We start from the raw sequence: 18,408 nt of genomic DNA on the forward strand, positions 1-18,408 counted from the left end.
GTGAACCGATTCCGGAACCGAACCTGGCGCTCCGACCGAGGCCAAGTGGCCCTGGAATACATCGGGTTCGTCCCGATCCTGCTGTTCGTCGCGCTGTGCGGGATCCAGCTGGGCTGGGTCGCGTACGTCCACGAGCAGGCGGACACCGCCGCCCGTACGGCGGCACGCGTGGAAGCCCGCAACGGGAGCGGTGGTGAGGCGGCGGGGACGGCGGCCGTCAGGGAAGGGATCGGCGTGACGGTCAAGGTGACCAAGAACTCCGACACGGTCACCGCCGTAGCCACCATCCCCATCAACACCATCGTTCCGGGCCTCGACCTCAAGGCGGCCCGTGCGACGGCGATCATGCCCAACGACGACCCGAAGGGCACCCGACCATGAGCCTGCGCTCCCGGGTCAACACCCCGGACGACCGCCACAGCCCCCGCGAGGACGGCCGCCTGGTCTCCTCCTACCGGGCCAAGCTGCTGGAGGAGATCGACCTCGCGGAGATGTCCGCGCTCGCGCCGGCCGAGCGCCGGGCGCGGCTGGAACGCGTGCTCGGGCACATCATCAGCCGCGAGGGCCCGGTCCTCTCCACCGTCGAGCGCGCCCAGCTGATCCGCCGGGTCGTCGACGAGGCCCTCGGCCTCGGCGTGCTCGAACCGCTCCTCGAAGACCCCTCGATCTCCGAAATCATGGTCAACGGCCCGGATCAGATCTTCGTCGAGCGCGCCGGTCGGGTGGAGCAGCTCCCCATCCGATTCGCCTCGCACGAGCAGCTGATGCAGACCATCGAGCGCATCGTCTCCACCGTCAACCGCCGTGTGGACGAGGCCAATCCGATGGTCGACGCCCGCCTGCCCAGCGGCGAACGCGTCAACGTCATCATCCCCCCGCTGTCCCTCACGGGCGCCACCCTCACCATCCGCCGCTTCCCGCGCGCCTTCACCCTGCACGAGATGATCGCGCTCGGTTCGCTCGACGAGCAGATGCTGCTCCTGCTCTCCGGCCTCGTCGCGTCGAAGATGAACGTGATCGTCTCGGGAGCCACCGGCACCGGGAAGACCACCCTCCTCAACGCCCTCTCCGGCCTGATCCCGGAGGGCGAGCGCATCATCACCATCGAGGACTCGGCCGAGCTCCAGCTCCAGCAGGCGCACGTCATCCGCCTCGAATCCCGCCCGCCGAACGTGGAGGGCAAGGGCCAGATCACCATCCGCGACCTCGTACGCAACTCCCTGCGCATGCGCCCCGACCGCATCATCGTCGGTGAGGTCCGAGGCGGCGAGACCCTCGACATGCTCCAGGCGATGTCCACGGGCCACGACGGTTCCCTGGCGACGGTCCACGCCAACAGCAGCTCGGACGCCCTGACCCGCCTCCAGACCCTCGCCTCCATGTCGGAGGTGGAGATCCCCTTCGAGGCGCTCCAGGACCAGATCAACAGCGCCGTGAACGTCATCGTCCAGCTGACGCGCTTCGGCGACGGCTCGCGCCGCATCACCGAGATCTCCATCCTCGAATCCCACGGCCGCGAGCCGTTCCGCATCACGACGGTCTGCCGCTTCGCGGCCCAGCCCATGGGTGCGGACGGCAGGGTCCACGGCTACTTCGAGTACTACCCCCTCCCGCGGCGCATCGCGGAACGCCTCTACATGAACAACCAGCCCATCCCGCAGGCCTTCGGGGTCGCGCTGCCGGACGACCCGCTCACCACTCCGCACATCACACGGACCGCCCTGTGAACCCACTCATCCTCATCACCCTCGGCGCCACGCTGCTGGCCTGCGTGTTCGTGATCCTCGGCCTCCAGGCGTACGCGGCCGGCCGGGCGCAGCGCGCGGCCCTGATCGAACGCCTCTCCGCGAGCGGCTCCCCGGAGCCCCTCGGCCGACGCCGCCGGTTCCCCGGGGTGGACCGTCGGCTGCGCAGGACGAAGCTCGGCCGCCGCATCGAGGTGAAACTGGCGACCACCGGCCTGGACCTCACGCCGGGTGAGTTCTTCGTCTACATGCTCGGCTCGATCGCGGGCGTGTGGCTGATCGCGGCCGCCCTGCTGGCTCCCTTCTTCGGGCCGGTGGCGGGCGCGATCGGCGTCTGGGCGGCGAACGCGTTCCTGAACTGGCAGCGGAGCCGACGCACGGAGCGGTTCATCAACCAGCTCCCCGACCTGGCGCGCATCCTCGCCAACGCGACCCAGGCCGGGCTGGCCCTGCGTACGGCCATCGGGATCGCGGCGGAGGAGCTGGAGGCCCCCGCGGGCGAGGAACTGTCGCGTGTGGCGAACCGGCTCGCGGTGGGCCACTCCATCGAGGACTCCCTCGGTGAACTGACGGAACGCCTCCCGTCGCGCGAACTGGTCGTCCTCGTCTCGACGCTCGTCCTCTCGGCCCGTGCGGGCGGCGCGATCGTGGACAGCCTGCGCAACCTGACGGTCACCCTGGAACAGCGCAAGGAGACGCGGCGCGAGATCCGTACGCAGCTCTCCCAGGTGACGGTGACGGCGTACCTGGTACCGGCGATCGGACTCGGCTCGCTGCTGCTGGTGGACATGATGATGCCGGGGGCGCTGGACCGGATGACGGGGGCGTTCATCGGGCAGACGGCGGTTCTGATCTCGTTGGGTCTGTTCACCCTCGGCTTCCTCCTCATCCGCCGCCTTTCGAAGATCGACGTGTGAGGGGGCGGACGTGATCGCACTGATCCTGGCTCTGGCGGTGGCCCTCTCGGTCCTCGGCGCCTTCCACGGCATCCGCCTCTACCGGGCGGACGTGAAGCTCCCGACGGACCTCGCGCTCGCCCTGGAGGTGGGTGCCACCCGCACGACGGCGGTGGGGTCCCTGGTCGACCGCATGGGCATCCGGTGGGCGCCGGCGGTCCTGAGGGCGATGGGACCGAACCGCGTGGCCGCCAAGCGCCGCCAGATCGACATGGCGGGCAACCCGGCCGGCCTGACGATCGACCGCTACGCGGCGCGGCGCGCGGTGTACGGCTTCCTCGGCGCGCTGGGCGCCTTCTCGATGCTGATCAACGGGCAGCTGGTCCTGGCCCTGCTCATGGTGGCCTTCGGCCTGTTCTGGATGGAAGTCGGCCTGTGGTCGGCGACCCGGATCCGCCGCGACCACATCGAGCGCACGCTGCCGGACTTCCTGGACGTCCTCGCCGTGGTGGTCAGCGCGGGGCTCGGGTTCCGGCAGGCGCTGGACCGGGTGGCGGACAAGTACGAGGGTCCGTGGGCGGACGAAATCCGCATCACGCTCCAGCAGATGGACATGGGCGTGAGCCGCCGCCAGGCCTTCGACGAGCTGCGCCGCCGCAACGACAGCGAACAGGTGGCGCAGTTCGTGACGGCCCTCCAGCAGGGCGAGGAGCTCGGCTCCCCGATCGTGGACACGCTGATCGCGATCGCCGAAGACATGCGGCGCACGGACGCCCAGAACGCCCGCAGGCGCGCGGCCAAGGCTGTCCCGAAGGCGACGTTCGCGGTGACCACGTTCATGCTGCCGGGCACTCTGATCCTGCTGGTGTGTGGCTTCGTCTACGGCGCGAACATCGACTTCGACGCACTGTTCGGGGGTGGCTGAGTCGTGGCACGACTGAGTGTGCTGATTGCCGACGACGACCCGGTCATCAGGGCGGGCCTGACATCAATCCTGTGCGAGGCCGAGGACATCGAGGTGACCGCTCAGGCCGCGGACGGTCGCGAGGCGCTGAGTCTGGCGCGCCGGCATGCGCCGGATCTGGTCCTCCTGGATGTCCGCATGCCGGGCGTGGACGGAATCTCCGCGCTGCCGCACCTGGTGCAGTTGGCTCCTGTGCTGATGCTGACTTACAGCCAAGAGGCCGAAATCATCCGGGAGGCCCTGCTGTTGGGGGCCGGCGGCTACCTCGTGCACGGCGAGTTCACCACTGATGAACTGTTGCGCGCGGTTCGAGACGTGTCCGTGGGTCGCCCGCACTTCACCCCGACGGCGGCGAGCGCGTTGCTCTCGGACCTACGGGCCTCTTCGCAACCGCAACGAGATGTGTCACAGTCTAATGAGCGACTGAACAACTCTGTTGTCTTCGGGCTGAGTTCGCGGGAGGAGGAGATCATGGATCTGATCGCGTCCGGAATGAACAACCAGCAGATCGCCTCCGCGTGCTTCATCAGCGAGAAGACGGTCAAGAACCACATCAACCGGATCTTCGCGAAGCTCCAGAGCGCGACACGGAGCGAGGCGATAGCCCGGTGGCTGGGAACCGCTCGTCCAGGAGTGTCCGGTCATGGGTAGACAGAGTGCGCAGTGGGTCCGTAATTGGGTCCCGGGACCCTTGGTTACGAGAGGTAACTCGCCGTACCGTCCGCGAATCGACACCGGTACCGGCCCGGGAGGGGACCCCCATGTCACAGAACGTGCTGCTGAAGACTGCTGTGCAGGCGCGGATCAGGGTGAACGGCTGGGCGGACACAGCCGTGACGAGGATCCGCAAGCGGTACGCCGGGCTCGACCGGGGGCAGACCGCATTCGAGTACCTGGGCATCATCCTGGTCGTCGTGGTCATCATCGGCGCGATCGTCGGCTCGGGCATCGGGTCGGAGATCACCAAGCGGATCAAGGATGCAGTGACGAACATCAAAGCCGGCTAGTGGATGCCCACGTGAGGCGTGGGCGTGACCGAGGTCAGGCCCTACCCGTCTACGTGGTCGTCATAGCGGGATTGCTCTTTGCGGCACTTGCCTTCTTCGTCATCGGCCAAGCATCTGTCACGCGCAGCGATGCACAGGGTGCTGCAGATGCTGCGGCCTTGGCAGCTGCGCGCGAGGCCAGGGACGGAGTGCTGCTGAATCTTGATCTCGCCACAGTGAAGTCTGAGGACTGGAAGAAGATCGTTGACGGGGAGTTCCTCAAGGTTGGCGAGGCTTGCGCCGCCGCCAGAGCCTTCGCGTTGAAGAACGACGCCACGGCAGAGTGTGAGCCCTCTCTCCCACAGTTCACCGTAACCGTGCAGACGAAGCGGACGGTGGGGGAATCAGTGATTCCAGGGACCGGCGAAATGCATGGAACCGCAACCGCTACGGCCTTGGTCGAACCGAGGTGTCATCTGGGTGCGTTCCCTACGCCGAGCCCAACTCCCACAACTCCAGATGGGGGGAGCTCGCCAGCACCTATGCCCTCACCGCCAGTGGTCAACTTCCAATGCCGTGGGGAGTCGGTGAAGCTCGACCCCCTGAATCCCGGTTCGCTCACTGCATTGACCAGAAAGCTGTTCAGTGTCCGACTTGTCGGCTGACATGGGACGAGAGACAAGGAAGCGTTCATAGATGAGCATTCGGCGCATGGCGAAGGTACGTGCGGGAATGGCTGCTGCCGGTGCAGTGGTCATGGTCGTCACGTTGGCCGGGTGCGGTGGTGACGATGGCAAGAAGTCGAACGAGCCGCAAAAGGCGTCGACGTCACAGCCTCAGGGGGCCGGGTCTCAGAAACCTGGGACGAGCACGAGTCAGAGCTCGGAACCGACCGAGGTGATTGCCACGTTGAACGGACAGGCGGGCGTGATCCTGGCGATCAACTCGGTGAAGCGCGACCAGGGCGGATTCCTCACTGTCACGGGACAGATAAAGAACACTGGTAGCGCCACGTACAACGACACCGCCGCCTGGCGTGGGATCGAACTGAAGGGGACCGGCGAGTCGGTGGCCGGGGCCACCTTGGTCGACAAGGTCGGTAAGAAGCGCTACTACGTGCTTCGGGACACCGAGTCCAGGTGCCTGTGCACAACAGGTGTCTCCAGCGTCGATGCCGGCCAAACGATCCCCTTCTTTGCCCAGTTCCCTGCACCGCCGGCTGCGACCAGCGAGATGGAGTTCAGCCTCCCGACCTTTGCCACGGCGACCGTCAAGATCTCTGGGTGACCCCATGACCACACGCCACCGCACCACCGCATCTACGGTCGTCGTCGGGCTCGTCATCGCCGGTGCCCATTTCATCGGCGCGACCAGCGCCCACGCCGATGACGTCAAGCCATCGGTACCCCCCGGCACAGAGCCATCCGCCTCCGCCCCCGTCCCCATCGACTCCAACGCCCCCGGGCTCAAGATGCCCCAGGGCGGCACCCTCGCGCCGATCAAGGTGCTGGACATCGCCGAGGTCGTCGAAGACCTCGGCGGTGAGCAGCGCCGTCAGGAGACGAACCAGACGGTCATGATGGCGCTGCAATCCGAGGTCCTCTTCCCCGAGAACAGCGCCGTCTTCAACGCCCAGGCCGCCGCCCGCATCCAGGCCATCGCGCAGGAGATCAACACCCAGAAGGCCACCCGCATCCGAGTCTTCGGCTTCACCGACGACCAGGGCAGCTACGAACACGGCAAGGAGCTCTCCAAGCAGCGCGCCGACGCCGTCCAGGCAGAACTCGCCAAGACCGTCACCAACCCCAACGTCGTCTTCGACGTCCGCGGCTACAGCGAGGACTATCCCATCGCCGACAACAGCACCGAGGAAGGCCGCAAGAAGAACCGCCGCGTCGAGATCACCTTCCCACGCGGCGCGACCGGCTAGCGGCGAGTCGGCCGTGGCCGCGCCAGGTCAGTCAGCCAGCAGGTGGTCTGCCCGGCCGGCCTTGATGGCCCGGATCAATTCGCGGAGGGCGTCCGTGGTGTCGGTGAGGTACGCGTCCTCCCGGCCGGCGATGGCGATGTAGCTGTTGCCGTCCCCGTCGACCCCGATCCGATAGCAGTTGTTGCCCTCGCCGCAGTACGGCGCTTCCCAGGCGATGTCGGCCATGACCCCTCACAGTTCCTTGCAGACGTGGTGGATGAAGTCCCGGGACGCCGGGGCGTCGAGCGCGTTCGCCTCCATCCACCTCAGGTGGCTGCGGTACTTGGACAGTTGACCTTCGGCGTGCATGAACTCCGGGCCGTGAGCCGAGTCGAGCTGTGCCGTGTCGAGCTTTGGTACGACCCCCTCGGCGTACAGCAGGGCGTGTCCGGCGCCGGGGAAGATGCCCCGTGAGACGGGCAGGACCCGGATGGTGACGTTCTCGGCGGTGCTCTGCTCGCTCAGGAAATCCAGCTGGGCCCGGGCCGCCCGCCGGCCGCCGAAGTGCATGCGCAGGGCGGCCTCGTGTACGTAGCCCGTGTAGGGCAGCGGTTGCGGGCGGGCGAGTACCCGTCGCCGCTCCTGTCGGAGGGTGACCCGAAGTTCGACCTCCAGCCTGGACAGCTCCGGCAGGACGGCGCCGAAGATGGCGCGGGCGTATTCCTCGGTCTGGAGCAGGCCGGGGATGTGCACGGTCTGCACCGTGTGCAACCGCGAGGCGTGCCACTCCAGTTCGGCGATGTCGAGCATGCCGGCCGAGACCTTGCCCCGGTACTCGTCCCACCAGCCACGTGTCCTGGGCTGCGCCATCGCGAGCAGCGCCGCGACGTAAGCCTCGTCCGCACAGCCGTAGTTGGCGGCCAGCGTCCGCAGGCGGTCCGGGCTCAGCGTCCGGACCCCCGATTCGATGTTCGGGATCTTCCCCCGGTCGATGCCGATCAGGCCGGCCGCGAACTCGGCTGTCAGGCCTGCGTGCAGGCGCATCTTGCGCAGCTCGGCCCCGAGCCTTGCTTGACGGTACGTCGGAGACGTCCTGGGTGGCATGAGGGCAGTGTGCACGGAAGCGGCCCACCCGGTCCATTGGTGGTGCAGACATCACTGGACCATGTGGTGCAGACACCACGCCCTGCCCTACAGTGGGTAACGCACCGCTCACGTACGGCGAGTCGAAGCGCATTCCCCGCGCATGCCCGGGGGACGAGCCACGGTCGCCGCGTTGCCGCCTGCGTACGGATCCACGTGAGCCCTCGTGCGCGTCGAGCTTCCGAAGCCAATCCGTCCGTACACGCTGACGACTTGGGAGCCGAAGATGCTCACCCCGTACCCGCAGCCGTACCCGTACGCCTCGCCCTCCGCCTGTCCCGTCGCCCCGGACCCCGGGTCCGCCCCCGACGACGCGGAGCTGTCCTGCAGCATGACCCTCCCCGCCTCCCCCCGCTCCGCCGGCATCGCCCGGCAGGCCGTGCGGGCCGCGTTGCGGGCCTACGCGCTCGATCCCCTCGAACCGGCCGCCGTGCAGGCCGCCTCCGAACTCCTCGGCTCCGCCTGGCGGATGGACCCGTACGGGGAGCTGTACCTGTCCGTCCGCTACCGCGACGACGCCCTCCGCGTCATCGTCTACGACGGCCACCCCGCCCACGCCCACCCCCGCCTCGCCGCGCTCTGCGAGGCCCGTCGGCGCTCCACCCTCCGGGTGTTCTCGGCGCTCGTACGCGACCACGGTGGCGACTGGGGGGTCGGGCCCTCGCGGGAGCCCGGCGGGGGGACCCGCACCTGGGCCACGTTGCCGCATCGGCCGCACCAGCCCCATCGGCCGCACCAGGCGCATCAGCCGCCGAACGGGTGAGGGAAGATCGTTTCTCCGGTCAACGCGGCGTGGCGGTACGACACCCTGGTGCGATGCGCCTCCGTCACTGCATCGCCGCCGCCCTCACCACCGCCGCACTCGTCGTCACCCTGCCCACGTCCGCAGGCGCAGCCACCGGTACGTTCGGCTACATCTCGCCCGAGTCCGGGGGCCTCGACATCATCTCCCCGGCCAACGGCGAGTGCCGGCTCCTCCTCCAGGGCGCGACCAGCGCGCTCAACGGCACCAATGCGACGGCCACCCTCTACTCCGACCGCGGCTGCGAGGAACCGCTGACCGCGATGGCCCCCGGCGAGGCGCGCGACTTCGCCGGGGTCGTTCCGCACGGCGTGATGTTCGGCTGAGCGACGCCGATCGGATACCTGACAGGAGATGTCAGGGAACCCGCCCTACCCTCCGGCCATGAACCTCATCGTCGAACTGCGGCAGTACACCCTCCACCCGGGCGCCCGTGACACCTTGATCGACCTCTTCGAGCGGGAATTCGTCACCGGGCAGGAGGCGGCCGGCATCACCGTGGGCGGCCGGTTCCGGGACCTGGGCGACCCCGACCGCTTCGTCTGGCTGCGCGGCTTCCCCGACATGGAGGCGCGGGAGCGGGCGCTGCACGCCTTCTACGGTGGTCCCGTCTGGCAGGCGCACCGGGTGGCGGCCAACGCCACCATGCTGGACTCGGACGACGTCCTGCTGCTGCGCGGACCGGGGTTCGGAGCCACGGAAGCCACGGAAGCCCCGGACGCTCCGGAAGCCCCGGACGCCCCGAACCCCGCCGGGCCGGTGGCCGTGACCATCTGCCACCCCCTGGACCTCGCGGCCTTCGCGGGTCACTTCGAGCGCCGGCTGCGCCCCGCACTCACCGCCGCCGGGACCCCGCCGCTCGCGGTGCACCGCTCCGAGCACGCAGAGAACACCTTCCCCGCGCTGCCGGTCCGGACGGGTGAGGACGTCCTGGTCTGGTTCACGGCCGGGCAGGAGCCGGCCCTGCCGGACCTCTCGGCCCGGCTGAAGTCGGCTCCGCAACAGCTCCTGCTGGAGCCCGTACGGGTGTGACGGCAGGCCCTAGCGTTCCAGGGCCGCCTTGAGCGCCGTCGCCAGAGCGCGGTCAGCCGGGACCTGGACGTCCGGGACGACGCCCACGCCCTCCCAGTTGGTGCCCGTCACCGTGTTGATGGACCGCGCCGTCGGCACCGTCACGAGGACGTGCTCGGCGACCGCGCGGCGGGCCGTCGGGTGGGCGCCGCCGCGGGTGGTCGCGCCGATGACCTTCGCGCGGCCGTGCGCCTGCAGCGTGTACGCCACGTCCTCGCCCCCGGAGAACGTCCGCTCGCTCGTCAGCACGTACACCGGCCGCTCGTCCGCGTAGCGCGGTCCGGGCAGGTGGGCCGAGGTCCAGAACTGCCGGGTCGAGTCGCTGCCGCGGTCGTAGATGTCGTGCAGGTGCACCTGGTCGTCGGGGAAGAAGTGGCTGTTCCACAGCGCCGCCCCCTCCGGGGCCCCGCCCATGCACTCCCGCAGGTCCAGGACGAGCGCGCGGCTCTGCGCGACCAGCTGCATGGCCGCGCCGATCGCGCTCGCGCCCTCGATGGCGGTCGCGATGCGCGTGAGCTCGATGAGGCCGACGTTCCCGTCGAGGCGCTCGACGCGGCGGATCCCCTGGTTCTCCGTACGGAGGAGGGACATGAAGGCGCCCATGCCCCCGTCGTCGTCGACCGGTTCCAGCGACTGGGGCTCCTCCGTCCACATCAGCCGCAGGTGCTTGTCGGGGCAGACCTCCTGGAGGTGCGTCGTCACCGCTTCACACAGCTCGCGGTCGTCCAGGCCCTCGTACGCGCCGGAGGCGATCCGGGTCCGGATCGCCTCTTCGATGGCAGCGGTCTTGTCGGGGAAGACGTAGCCCGCGGTGATCCGGGCCAGGGCCTGCTCGACTATCTGTTCGTTTGTTGGCATGGCCGATCATGTTAAGCGGACGCCGGCCCGACGGACAGCGGGTTTTTCCGTTCAGTCCGGAGGCATGGACGGGCGCGGGGGGCCGGGTGCCACGAGCCGGCGGGTGGCGGAGCGCAGGGCGAAGGCCGCCACGACCTCGAACACGCCGAGCAGTACCAGCCACAGCCCCAGCAACCGTGTCAGGGCCACCGCGGAGTCCACGGGGAAGCAGAGCACGACGATGCCGGCGACGACACCGAGGATGCCCAGGCCGATCGTCAGGCCGCGGTGCACGAGCGAGCGGTCGGCGATCGCGACGTACGTCGTGAGGACGCCGGTTAGCAGCCAGAAGATTCCGACGATCAGGGACAGCGCTCCGATCGTCTGCATGGGGTGCCGCAGTACGAGGACTCCGGCCAGGATCGCCAGCATGGCGATGAGGACGGCGGCCAGTCTGCTGCCGCCCCCGTCGCGGCTGTGAGTGAAGGCCGCGACGAAGCGGAAGCCGCCCACGACCAGCAGCTGGAGGCCGATGATCACGGCCAGGATGTGCAGGGTCTCGTCGGGCCAGACGAGGATGAGGATGCCCGGGATCAGGGTCGCGAGGGCCAGGCCGAGCGCCCAGTGCCACGAGCCGCCGATCTGCTTGAGGGTGTCCTCGGGGTCACTGTGGTTGTACTGCGATCCCGTGTCGGGGGATACGGCCATCACCGCCTCCTGGGCTAGCCGAACGGCCCGCGGGGGCGCCTCGAAGGCGCCGGACGGACCTTGTCTACCCTTCACGTCCATTTTATGTCGTTTTGACATGGCCTGCCGATCCGGGAAAACGGGTGCGGCGGCGCCGAGGGGCTACGGCCGACGGGGCGCGGACGAGGTGGCGCCGCTCTGGTAGCGGACGAGTGCGAAGTCGCCTGCGGCCCCCGATGAGGCCCCGGCGGCGACGATCTTGCCGTCGGCCTGCACGGCGAGCGCGTGCGCTCCGTCGTCGGCGCCCGCGAAGTCGGTGGTCACCTTGCCGCCGGTGCCGAAGGAGGTGTCCGCGGTGCCGTCGCCGTTGAAGCGGGCCAGTGCGAAGCCGGAGCCGCCCTGCCCGGCTGCGACGATCTTGCCGTCGCTCTGCACCGCCACCGCGGCCGCACTGCCGGTGGCACCGAAGGCCGTGGTCAGTCGGCCGTCGGTGCCGAAGCCGGCGTCGGGGCTGCCGTCGGCGTTGTGGCGTGCCAGTGCGAACGCGGAGGTGCTGCCCGAGCCGCCGAGGCCGGCGGTGACGATCTTGCCGTCGGGCTGCAGGGCCATCCCGCGGGCCTGGTCGAGGCCGCCGAAGTCGGTGGTCACCCTGCCGCCGGTGCCGAAGCCGGAGTCCAGGGTGCCGTCACCGTCGTACTGGACGAGCGCGAAGTCGTCGGCACCGAAGCCGTTGGCCGACCCCGCGGCGACGATCCTTCCGTCGGGCCGCAGCGCCAACCCGAAGACCTGGTCGAGGCCGCCCTCGAAGTCGGTGGTCACCCTGCCGTCTGCGTCGAAGTCGATGTCCGGACTGCCGTTGCTGTTGTAGCGGGCCACCGCGAAGTCGTAGGTGCCGCCCGCGTTGCTGAGGCCGGCGACGACGATCTTCCCGTCGGGTCGCAGCGCCACCGCGCGGGCCTGGTCGACCCCGCCGAACTGGGTGGTGGCCCTGCCGTCGTTGTCGAAGGTGGTGTCCGGGCTGCCGTCGGCGTTGTAGCGGGCCACGGCGAAGTCGTCGTCGCCGTGGCCGACGACGACGATCTTTCCGTCCGGCTGCACGGCAACCGCCTGGGCGGCGCCGCCGAAGTCGGTGGTCAACCGGCCGCCGGTGCCGAAGGTGTTGTCCGGGGTGCCGTTGGCGTCGTACCGGGCCACCGCGAAGTTGTCGACGCCGCCGTCGGCCCCGCCCGTGTCGGTGAGCCCGACGGCGACGATCTTGCCGTCGGGCTGTACGGCCACCCCGTTGACCTGCTCGAAACCGCCGAAGTCCGTGGTGACCCGGCCGCCCGTGCCGAAGCCGGTGTCCGGGTCGCCCGGCGCCGCCACTGCCACCCCGGGCAGGACGAACACCAGGGCCGCACCCAGTGCCGATGCGACCGGGGCCCTGCTCTTCCTCGACCACGGCCGGTCCGGGGCGCGTTCGGCGCGTCGTCCCCGTGCGAAGGGAAGGTCGGCAAGAAACGTGGAGGGGGTCATTCGCGCTGCCTCTCGGGTGCGGCCGTCGCCGTCGCGTCGCCGTCGTTGGCGTTCTCGGCCACACCCCTTCCCTGTCTTCCCGGCCGCGCCCCACAGGTTGCGCCGACTGGCGCCTCGATGTCCCGGCTACGGGATCAGGTGGTAGAAGATCTCGCTGATGTGCGTGTCGAACGGCGGCGTCCCGAGTTCCCGTGCGGCGGGAACGATCCTGTCCTCGACGAAGCGCCGGTAGTCGGCCTCCGACTCCCACACGTCGACGACCATCCAACCGCCCCGCTCGTCCGCCGACGCGGTGTGGACCAGGAGCCCCGCCGGCGGGTTCTTCGGGTCGGGGAGCACCCGCTCGTGGATGGCCTCGTAGGTCTCCTGGGTCCAATCCGCGCTCCGGTTGTAGACCAGAACTGCCATCTCGGTTCCTCGATTCCTGAGCGGAGGGGGGACGGGGTCCGCCTGCGACGCTACGACCGCGCGCGGGCCCGCGCGGGCCGTGACACCCGCCCGTACGCCGGATGCCGGAACGCCCAGCCCGCCGGGACGGTCGATCGTTAAACCAGGCATCTGCTACTCGAAGGTAAGAATTTCCTATGTAGATGCGGCGTTAAGAGGCTGCTAGAGTCCGCATGTGCTGCTCCGGACAGGGTGGCGAGATGGCCGGTCCGAACCCCTTGTCTGCCCCTGAGCGGCGTACATCCGCGAGGCAGGCAGCCGTTGTGATGCCGTGGCAGCTCCGCACCGACGACGCCCGACGACGCCCGTACCCCCGCCTCCGGACAACGCTCCGCTACGCGCCGCACCGCGTACCGCGCGCCGCGCCGTCTTCGACCGCGGCCCGCCGCTTGTCGCTCACCGCCCGTCAGATGGGGAGATCCACATGAACGCAGGACTTCTGCGCCGCTTCGCCAACGGCAGGACGCTCGTACTCGGCGCCGTACTGGCCCTGGCCGTACCGGCGACCGCCTACGCCAACACCGTGGGCGTGGCCGTGAAGACCCCCGGGGCCAGCAGCGGACCCGCCTCCGCCAACTCCGAGATATCGACCCACGCCGACTGTTCCAGTGGCCTGATCTCCGGCGGCGGCGTCAACCAGGCCATCGGCACCGGCTCGGGCGTGAACGGCAATCACGTCAACGGCACTTCGCCCAGCTCCGACGGCACCACCGAATACACCGGTTCCACCGCTGTCGTGGGCAATGACGTGACGCACTGGCTCGGCATCGGCGGAAGCGGGGGTCAGGTCAACGCCTCCTTCTCCACCACGCCCTACGCGATGTGCTTCACCAGCAGCCTGATCAACCACACCCAGGTCGTCATGAACAAGGCCAACACCCCCACCACCGGGGCGACCGTGGGCCGCGTCACGGCGACTTGCCCGGCCAACACCCGCCTGCTCGGCGGCGGCGCCCGTACCACCCCCGGCAACACGGGCACCTTCAAGACGATCGCGAGCTTCCCCACCTTCAACGACTCCGCGCACGGTTTCGGCGCGAAGGCCGCGGCGGACGGAGAGACGAACCCCGACTCCTGGTCGGCCGTCGGCTGGGACAACGGCACCAACAGCGCCAACTACACCTATGCCTACGCCATCTGCAGTGGAAGCGGCATCAACGTCGGCGGCGCCACGGTGAAGGTCCGCTACAGCGAGGTGAGCGGCCCCACCACCGGCAGCACCGGTCAGACCGCGACCGTCGGCTGCGGCCAGAACGACGGGAAGCTGGTCAGCGGCGGCGCCGCGGTCAGCGGGGGCAACGTGACGACCACCGACTTCACCGGCCCCGGTTCGGGTGGCGACCACCTCAACGGCAGCTTCCCCAGCACCTCCGGCGGCGCCGCGGTCGGCGACGGGACCACCACGGCGGCGTACTGGACGGCGTCCGCCCACACCGGCGGACAGTCCTCGCCCGGCACCCACACCGACGCCTGGGCGCTGTGCGCCAGCGACGGCGTCTGAGCGGCCGGTTGCCGCCAACCGTCCACGCACGAGGAAACAAGAGAGAGAACCCCATGAGCACGAAACTCCGGCGGAGCTCCGCCACGGCCAAGGCACTGCTCCTGGCCGGCCTGCTGACCGTCGCGGTGCCGGGAGCCGCGTACGCCAAGACGGCCGACGTCACCGTCGTCACCCCCGGGGCCACCATGGGCCCCGCGACGCCCTTCACCGGGGTCACCTCGCACGCCGACTGTCCCGACGGCCTCGTCTCCGGCGGTGGGGCCGACCAGGCCATCGGCAACGACGAGATGTCCAACGGCAACCACGTGATGGGCGTGGTGCCCAGCGCCGACGGCGTCACCGAGTACACCGACGCCCCCGGCGTCGTCGGCACCGACGCCACGCACTGGATGGCGATGGGCGGGAGCGGCAGCCGCAGCAGCGAGGCCTTCTCCACCACCCCGTACGCGATCTGCCTGCGGAGCAACCTGATCCGGCACACCCAGGTGGTCATGAACAAGGCCGTCGGCCCCACCAGCGGGCTCTCCTCCAAGCTCGTGACGGCGACCTGCCCGGCCAACACCGTCCTGATCGGCGGCGGCGCCCGCACCACCCCGGCCTCCGTCGGCAGCCTCAAGCCGATCGCGAGCTTCCCCACCTTCAACGACGCCGCACACCACTACGGCTCGATCGCGGCGGGCGACGGCGAGCGCGACCCCGACTCCTGGACGGCGGTCGGCGGGATCGGCGGCGGCCGCGGCGCGGACAACATGACCTACGCCTACGCGATCTGCAGCACGGACGACATCGATCTCGAGCACACCGCCACGACGGTCCGCTTCAAGGAGGTCGACGGCCCGAACACGGCCTCGACGGGCACGACGGCGAGCACCGGCTGCTCACGCGAGGACGGCCGGCTGGTCAGCGGCGGCGCGGCCATCAGCGGCGGCAACGTGACCACGACCGACTTCAGCAAGGCGACCTCGGGCGGCCCCCACCTCAACGGCAGCTTCCCGAGCGACGCCGCCGGCACGCCGTTCGCCGACGGGAGCTCCGACCCGTCGTACTGGACGGCTTCCACCCACAGCGGCGGTTCGCCCTCCCAGGGCAGCTACACCGACGTGTGGGCGCTCTGCCTGGACGTCCGGCACGGACACAAGAACTAGCCGGTCCCCCCGGCCCCGGTTCAGCCGGTCGCGGTGAGGAGCCGCTCGGCGGCCTCCCGCGCCCGGCGGGCCGGGTCCGGGCCGGGGTCGAGGGCCGCCACCACGGTGGCGCCCTCGACCAGGATCAGCAGCTGGTCCGCGAGCCCCGGGCGGTCCGGCCCGGCCAACTCGCCGAGCAGTGCGCGCAGTTCCGCCTTGTGGCGGCGTACGACGTCCAGCACCGCCGCCGGGCCGGTGCCCAGTTCCCCGTACGCGTTCAGGAACGCGCAGCCACGGAACTCCGGCTCGCAGAACCACCCCGCCAGCCAGTCGAAGACGGCGGGCACCGGCTCCGGGGCCCCGGTGACGGCATCGCGCAGGCTGCGCGTCCAGCGCTGGTCGCGGCGCTCCAGATAGGCCGTGACCAGGGCTTCCTTCGCGGGGAAGAGTCGGTAGAGCCGCTTGAGGGGGACGCCCGACGCGGCGCGGATGCGGTCCATGCCGACCGCCTGGATGCCCTCCGCGTAGAACAGCTCCTCCGCCGCGTCCAGCAGTCGGGCGCGGGCCTCTTCGTCGTCCATACGGGCAGGGTAGTCCAGATTCCCTTGCGGGGAGAACGCTCGTTCTCTAGGGTGGAGAACGAGCGTTCTCCCCGTCGTTCGTTCCCGCCGAGAGGGATGGATCACCGTGACCGACACCACCGCCGTACGCCCGCCCCTGCCGCCCTTCACCGAGGAGTCCGCGCGCGCCAAGGTCCAGGCCGCCGAGGACGCCTGGAACAGCCGCGACCCCGAACGCGTCTCCCTCGCGTACACCGAGGACTCGGTGTGGCGGAACCGCGACCGCTTCCTCACGGGCCGCGCCGAGATCCGCGAGTTCCTCGCCGGGAAGTGGGAGCGCGAGCTCGACTACCGGCTGCGCAAGGAGCTGTGGGCGTACACCGGCAACCGCATCTCCGTCCGCTTCGAGTACGAGTGGCACGACGCCGACGGCCAGTGGTACCGCAGCCACGGCAACGAGCAGTGGGAGTTCGCCCCCGACGGCCTGATGAGCCGGCGGGAGGCGAGCATCAACGACGTCCCGATCGACGAGGCGGACCGTCGCCTCGGTCCGCCCCGCACCTAACGGCGGCGTGCGATGACCTCCATGCACAGCCGGTAGCGCTCGCTGACCGCGTACTGGAGGGGTTCGAAGCCGTGCTCCTCCAGCAGGGAGTAGAAGCGGGCGCGGCTGAAGTTGTGGAAGTGCTCCAGCTCCCCCCAGTAGGGGTTGGCGTTGCGCGCGTCGAGGAGGCGCCAGGCCGCGCAGTCGTAGTGGGGCATCGACGCGAAGAGCACGCCGTCCTCCCGCAGCAGCCGGTGCGCGGCGACCAGGCCCTGGCCGGGGTACGGCATGTGCTCCAGTACGTCGGCCAGGCTGATCACGGAGTACCGGCCGGGCTCGTCGAGTGCGGTGAGGTCGGCGCAATGGGCGTCGATGCCGAGCGCGCGCATCGCCTGGACCGTGGCGGGGCGCAGGTCGAGGCCCTGGGGTTGGAAGCCCCACTCCTCCGCGGTGAACAGCAGCGACCCGTTCCCGAAACCGACGTCGAGCCAGGCGCCGTCCGGGGCGTGGCGGGCGACGCGCTCCACGATGCGTGCCGAGACGTAGCGGTTCTGTTCGAAGTCCGCGCCCGGCCGCTGGTTCGGGTGGGTCGAGGAGAAGACCTCGGCGCGGACCTCGTCCGTGAAGTAGCCCTCGGTGAAGACGTGTCCGCACGCGCCGCACCGCATCCACACCATGAGCGGCGAGACGACCGGCTTGTACAGCGCGTGGTGTGAGCAGTCGCCCGTGCGCAGCTCGGAGATGTCGGGCGCCGAGCAGAGCGGGCAGGCGTCGTACGGGTGACGCGACCGGCCGGGTGCGGGGGTGGTCGGGGTGACCGTGCTGGCGGACATGCCGGGAACGTACAGGCCGCCCCGGGCGCCCGCGCGGTGCCGCGCCGGCCCCATCGGCCTGTCGGCCCATCGATCAGTAGGCCTGTCGGTCCATCGGTCCGTCAGGTCATCGGTCCATCAGGCCGTCGGTCCGTCGGACGGGCCGGTACGTCCCGCCCGACCCGTTCGCGCACCGCCGGCTACGGCGCCGGGTGGGCCTGGGTGATGAGGTCCGTGGCGACCTCCAGCGCGGCCTTGCGGGTCTCCTCCGGGTCGGCCTCCACGTGCTGGAGGAACATCATCCCGGCGTGCAGCGTGAACAGGGCGCTGACGCAGCGGACCTGGTCCGTCACGGGACCGTCCTCCGTCCGCAGCAGCTCGATCAGCCGGAACAGCCGGGCCTTGACCGTCTCGCCGATGCTCAGCTCGCGCGTCGTCGCCTGGTTCTCGTGCATGAAGCGGTAGAGGGAGGCGCCGGCCGCCATCGCCTCGCTGTAGCGGCGCAGCACCTCGCGCTTGGTCTCCAGGGTGCGCGGCTGCTCCTCGGCCCACGCGATCAGCTCGTCGATGGGACGGGTCACGTCCTCGAAGAGGCTGATGATGATGTCTTCCTTGGTCTTGAAGTGGTAGTAGAGCGCCGCCTTCGTGACGTCCAGCCGCTCCGCGATCTCGCGCAGCGACGTCTTCTCGTAGCCCTGTTCGGCGAAGAGCTCCAGTGCGACGTCCTGGATGCGCTGACGCGTGTCGCCACGGCGGCGCTGCGGACTGCTGCTGGACATGACTCTCCTCAGACTTACTTACTTGACGCCCGGCAAGTTACGGGTCTACCTTCCCCAGTGTAGTGAACTAGCCGGGCGGCAAGTAA

General features: G+C 69.8%; 24 protein-coding genes. 15 read left to right on the forward strand and 9 right to left on the reverse strand.

Features of this window, described 5'->3' with window-relative positions; all coding sequences use genetic code 11:
* From ACFYYJ_RS30990 to ACFYYJ_RS31030, 9 genes are all read left to right on the forward strand, one after another.
* Entirely contained in the window at nucleotides 1–381 is a 381-nt protein-coding gene (locus tag ACFYYJ_RS30990) for a TadE/TadG family type IV pilus assembly protein (protein ID WP_385361816.1), read from the forward strand.
* Nucleotides 378–1,727 carry a CpaF family protein gene (locus ACFYYJ_RS30995; RefSeq protein WP_385361818.1) on the forward strand — a complete coding sequence of 450 codons (1,350 nt, stop codon included), beginning with the start codon at nucleotides 378–380 and terminating at the stop codon, nucleotides 1,725–1,727. Before ACFYYJ_RS30990 ends, ACFYYJ_RS30995 begins: the two co-directional genes overlap by 4 nt.
* On the forward strand, nucleotides 1,724–2,662 hold the full coding sequence (locus tag ACFYYJ_RS31000; protein ID WP_389137371.1) for a type II secretion system F family protein: 939 nt from the start codon (nucleotides 1,724–1,726) through the stop codon (nucleotides 2,660–2,662). The genes ACFYYJ_RS30995 and ACFYYJ_RS31000 overlap by 4 nt, the downstream gene beginning before the upstream one ends.
* Before the next feature lie 13 nt (nucleotides 2,663–2,675).
* Complete coding sequence (locus ACFYYJ_RS31005; RefSeq protein WP_385127447.1) at nucleotides 2,676–3,566, forward strand: DUF5936 domain-containing protein; 891 nt, start codon at nucleotides 2,676–2,678, stop codon at nucleotides 3,564–3,566.
* Nucleotides 3,567–3,569: 3 nt separating this feature from the next.
* A complete protein-coding gene (locus ACFYYJ_RS31010) occupies nucleotides 3,570–4,256 on the forward strand; it encodes a response regulator (RefSeq protein WP_389137372.1) in 687 nt (228 codons plus the stop codon).
* Nucleotides 4,257–4,366: 110 nt separating this feature from the next.
* A complete protein-coding gene (locus tag ACFYYJ_RS31015) occupies nucleotides 4,367–4,612 on the forward strand; it encodes a hypothetical protein (protein WP_389137374.1) in 246 nt (81 codons plus the stop codon).
* A gap of 11 nt (nucleotides 4,613–4,623) precedes the next feature.
* Nucleotides 4,624–5,256: a pilus assembly protein TadG-related protein gene (locus ACFYYJ_RS31020; RefSeq protein ID WP_389137376.1), complete on the forward strand. Its 633-nt coding sequence runs from the start codon at nucleotides 4,624–4,626 to the stop codon at nucleotides 5,254–5,256.
* A 46-nt stretch (nucleotides 5,257–5,302) separates the two neighbouring features.
* Nucleotides 5,303–5,878: a hypothetical protein gene (locus ACFYYJ_RS31025; protein WP_389137378.1), complete on the forward strand. Its 576-nt coding sequence runs from the start codon at nucleotides 5,303–5,305 to the stop codon at nucleotides 5,876–5,878.
* Between the two features lie 4 nt (nucleotides 5,879–5,882).
* Nucleotides 5,883–6,521, forward strand: coding sequence for an OmpA family protein (locus tag ACFYYJ_RS31030; RefSeq protein ID WP_389137380.1), 639 nt, complete (start codon nucleotides 5,883–5,885; stop codon nucleotides 6,519–6,521).
* A 27-nt stretch (nucleotides 6,522–6,548) separates the two neighbouring features.
* Here the strand turns inward: ACFYYJ_RS31030 and ACFYYJ_RS31035 are convergent, their stop codons facing one another.
* Together ACFYYJ_RS31035 and ACFYYJ_RS31040 are read right to left on the reverse strand one after the other, a co-directional pair.
* The gene (locus tag ACFYYJ_RS31035; protein ID WP_389137382.1) at nucleotides 6,549–6,746 is read right to left on the reverse strand and encodes a hypothetical protein; all 198 of its coding nucleotides are present in this window, start codon (nucleotides 6,744–6,746) and stop codon (nucleotides 6,549–6,551) included.
* Nucleotides 6,747–6,752: 6 nt separating this feature from the next.
* Nucleotides 6,753–7,604 (reverse strand): helix-turn-helix domain-containing protein, encoded by an 852-nt coding sequence (locus tag ACFYYJ_RS31040; protein ID WP_389137384.1) that lies wholly within the window; start codon nucleotides 7,602–7,604, stop codon nucleotides 6,753–6,755.
* Nucleotides 7,605–7,869: 265 nt separating this feature from the next.
* Here ACFYYJ_RS31040 and ACFYYJ_RS31045 point away from each other — a divergent pair, with 265 nt between their 5' ends.
* From ACFYYJ_RS31045 to ACFYYJ_RS31055, 3 genes are read left to right on the forward strand one after another with little or no spacing between them, the layout of a single operon-like run.
* A complete protein-coding gene (locus ACFYYJ_RS31045; protein WP_389137386.1) occupies nucleotides 7,870–8,406 on the forward strand; it encodes an ATP-binding protein in 537 nt (178 codons plus the stop codon).
* A gap of 53 nt (nucleotides 8,407–8,459) precedes the next feature.
* Nucleotides 8,460–8,771, forward strand: coding sequence for a hypothetical protein (locus ACFYYJ_RS31050; protein ID WP_389137387.1), 312 nt, complete (start codon nucleotides 8,460–8,462; stop codon nucleotides 8,769–8,771).
* A 58-nt stretch (nucleotides 8,772–8,829) separates the two neighbouring features.
* Entirely contained in the window at nucleotides 8,830–9,477 is a 648-nt protein-coding gene (locus ACFYYJ_RS31055; RefSeq protein ID WP_389137389.1) for an NIPSNAP family protein, read from the forward strand.
* A gap of 9 nt (nucleotides 9,478–9,486) precedes the next feature.
* On the opposite strand, the gene ACFYYJ_RS31060 is transcribed toward ACFYYJ_RS31055, so the two are convergent.
* The 4 genes from ACFYYJ_RS31060 to ACFYYJ_RS31075 form a co-directional block, all read right to left on the reverse strand.
* The gene (locus tag ACFYYJ_RS31060; RefSeq protein WP_389137391.1) at nucleotides 9,487–10,374 is read right to left on the reverse strand and encodes a S41 family peptidase; all 888 of its coding nucleotides are present in this window, start codon (nucleotides 10,372–10,374) and stop codon (nucleotides 9,487–9,489) included.
* A gap of 51 nt (nucleotides 10,375–10,425) precedes the next feature.
* The gene (locus tag ACFYYJ_RS31065; protein ID WP_385127366.1) at nucleotides 10,426–11,061 is read right to left on the reverse strand and encodes an HdeD family acid-resistance protein; all 636 of its coding nucleotides are present in this window, start codon (nucleotides 11,059–11,061) and stop codon (nucleotides 10,426–10,428) included.
* A gap of 141 nt (nucleotides 11,062–11,202) precedes the next feature.
* Nucleotides 11,203–12,555: a WD40 repeat domain-containing protein gene (locus ACFYYJ_RS31070; protein WP_389137392.1), complete on the reverse strand. Its 1,353-nt coding sequence runs from the start codon at nucleotides 12,553–12,555 to the stop codon at nucleotides 11,203–11,205.
* Between the two features lie 126 nt (nucleotides 12,556–12,681).
* Nucleotides 12,682–12,963, reverse strand: a complete 282-nt coding sequence (locus tag ACFYYJ_RS31075) for a hypothetical protein (RefSeq protein ID WP_385127362.1) — start codon at nucleotides 12,961–12,963, stop codon at nucleotides 12,682–12,684.
* Nucleotides 12,964–13,426: 463 nt separating this feature from the next.
* Here ACFYYJ_RS31075 and ACFYYJ_RS31080 point away from each other — a divergent pair, with 463 nt between their 5' ends.
* Together ACFYYJ_RS31080 and ACFYYJ_RS31085 are read left to right on the forward strand one after the other, a co-directional pair.
* Nucleotides 13,427–14,503 carry a hypothetical protein gene (locus ACFYYJ_RS31080; RefSeq protein ID WP_389137394.1) on the forward strand — a complete coding sequence of 359 codons (1,077 nt, stop codon included), beginning with the start codon at nucleotides 13,427–13,429 and terminating at the stop codon, nucleotides 14,501–14,503.
* Nucleotides 14,504–14,556: 53 nt separating this feature from the next.
* Nucleotides 14,557–15,648: a hypothetical protein gene (locus ACFYYJ_RS31085; protein ID WP_389137396.1), complete on the forward strand. Its 1,092-nt coding sequence runs from the start codon at nucleotides 14,557–14,559 to the stop codon at nucleotides 15,646–15,648.
* Between the two features lie 20 nt (nucleotides 15,649–15,668).
* On the opposite strand, the gene ACFYYJ_RS31090 is transcribed toward ACFYYJ_RS31085, so the two are convergent.
* A complete protein-coding gene (locus ACFYYJ_RS31090) occupies nucleotides 15,669–16,208 on the reverse strand; it encodes a TetR/AcrR family transcriptional regulator (protein WP_389137398.1) in 540 nt (179 codons plus the stop codon).
* 100 nt (nucleotides 16,209–16,308) lie between these two features.
* Here ACFYYJ_RS31090 and ACFYYJ_RS31095 point away from each other — a divergent pair, with 100 nt between their 5' ends.
* Nucleotides 16,309–16,752, forward strand: coding sequence for a nuclear transport factor 2 family protein (locus tag ACFYYJ_RS31095; protein WP_385361862.1), 444 nt, complete (start codon nucleotides 16,309–16,311; stop codon nucleotides 16,750–16,752).
* Here the strand turns inward: ACFYYJ_RS31095 and ACFYYJ_RS31100 are convergent.
* Nucleotides 16,749–17,564 (reverse strand): class I SAM-dependent methyltransferase, encoded by an 816-nt coding sequence (locus ACFYYJ_RS31100; protein ID WP_385361852.1) that lies wholly within the window; start codon nucleotides 17,562–17,564, stop codon nucleotides 16,749–16,751. The two genes, ACFYYJ_RS31095 and ACFYYJ_RS31100, sit on opposite strands and share 4 nt — an antisense overlap.
* Before the next feature lie 179 nt (nucleotides 17,565–17,743).
* Entirely contained in the window at nucleotides 17,744–18,322 is a 579-nt protein-coding gene (locus ACFYYJ_RS31105) for a TetR/AcrR family transcriptional regulator (protein ID WP_389137400.1), read from the reverse strand.
* Nucleotides 18,323–18,408: the final 86 nt, after the last annotated feature.

The sequence above is a fragment of the Streptomyces sp. NPDC002467 genome (genome assembly GCF_042889825.1).
GTDB lineage: Bacteria > Actinomycetota > Actinomycetes > Streptomycetales > Streptomycetaceae > Streptomyces.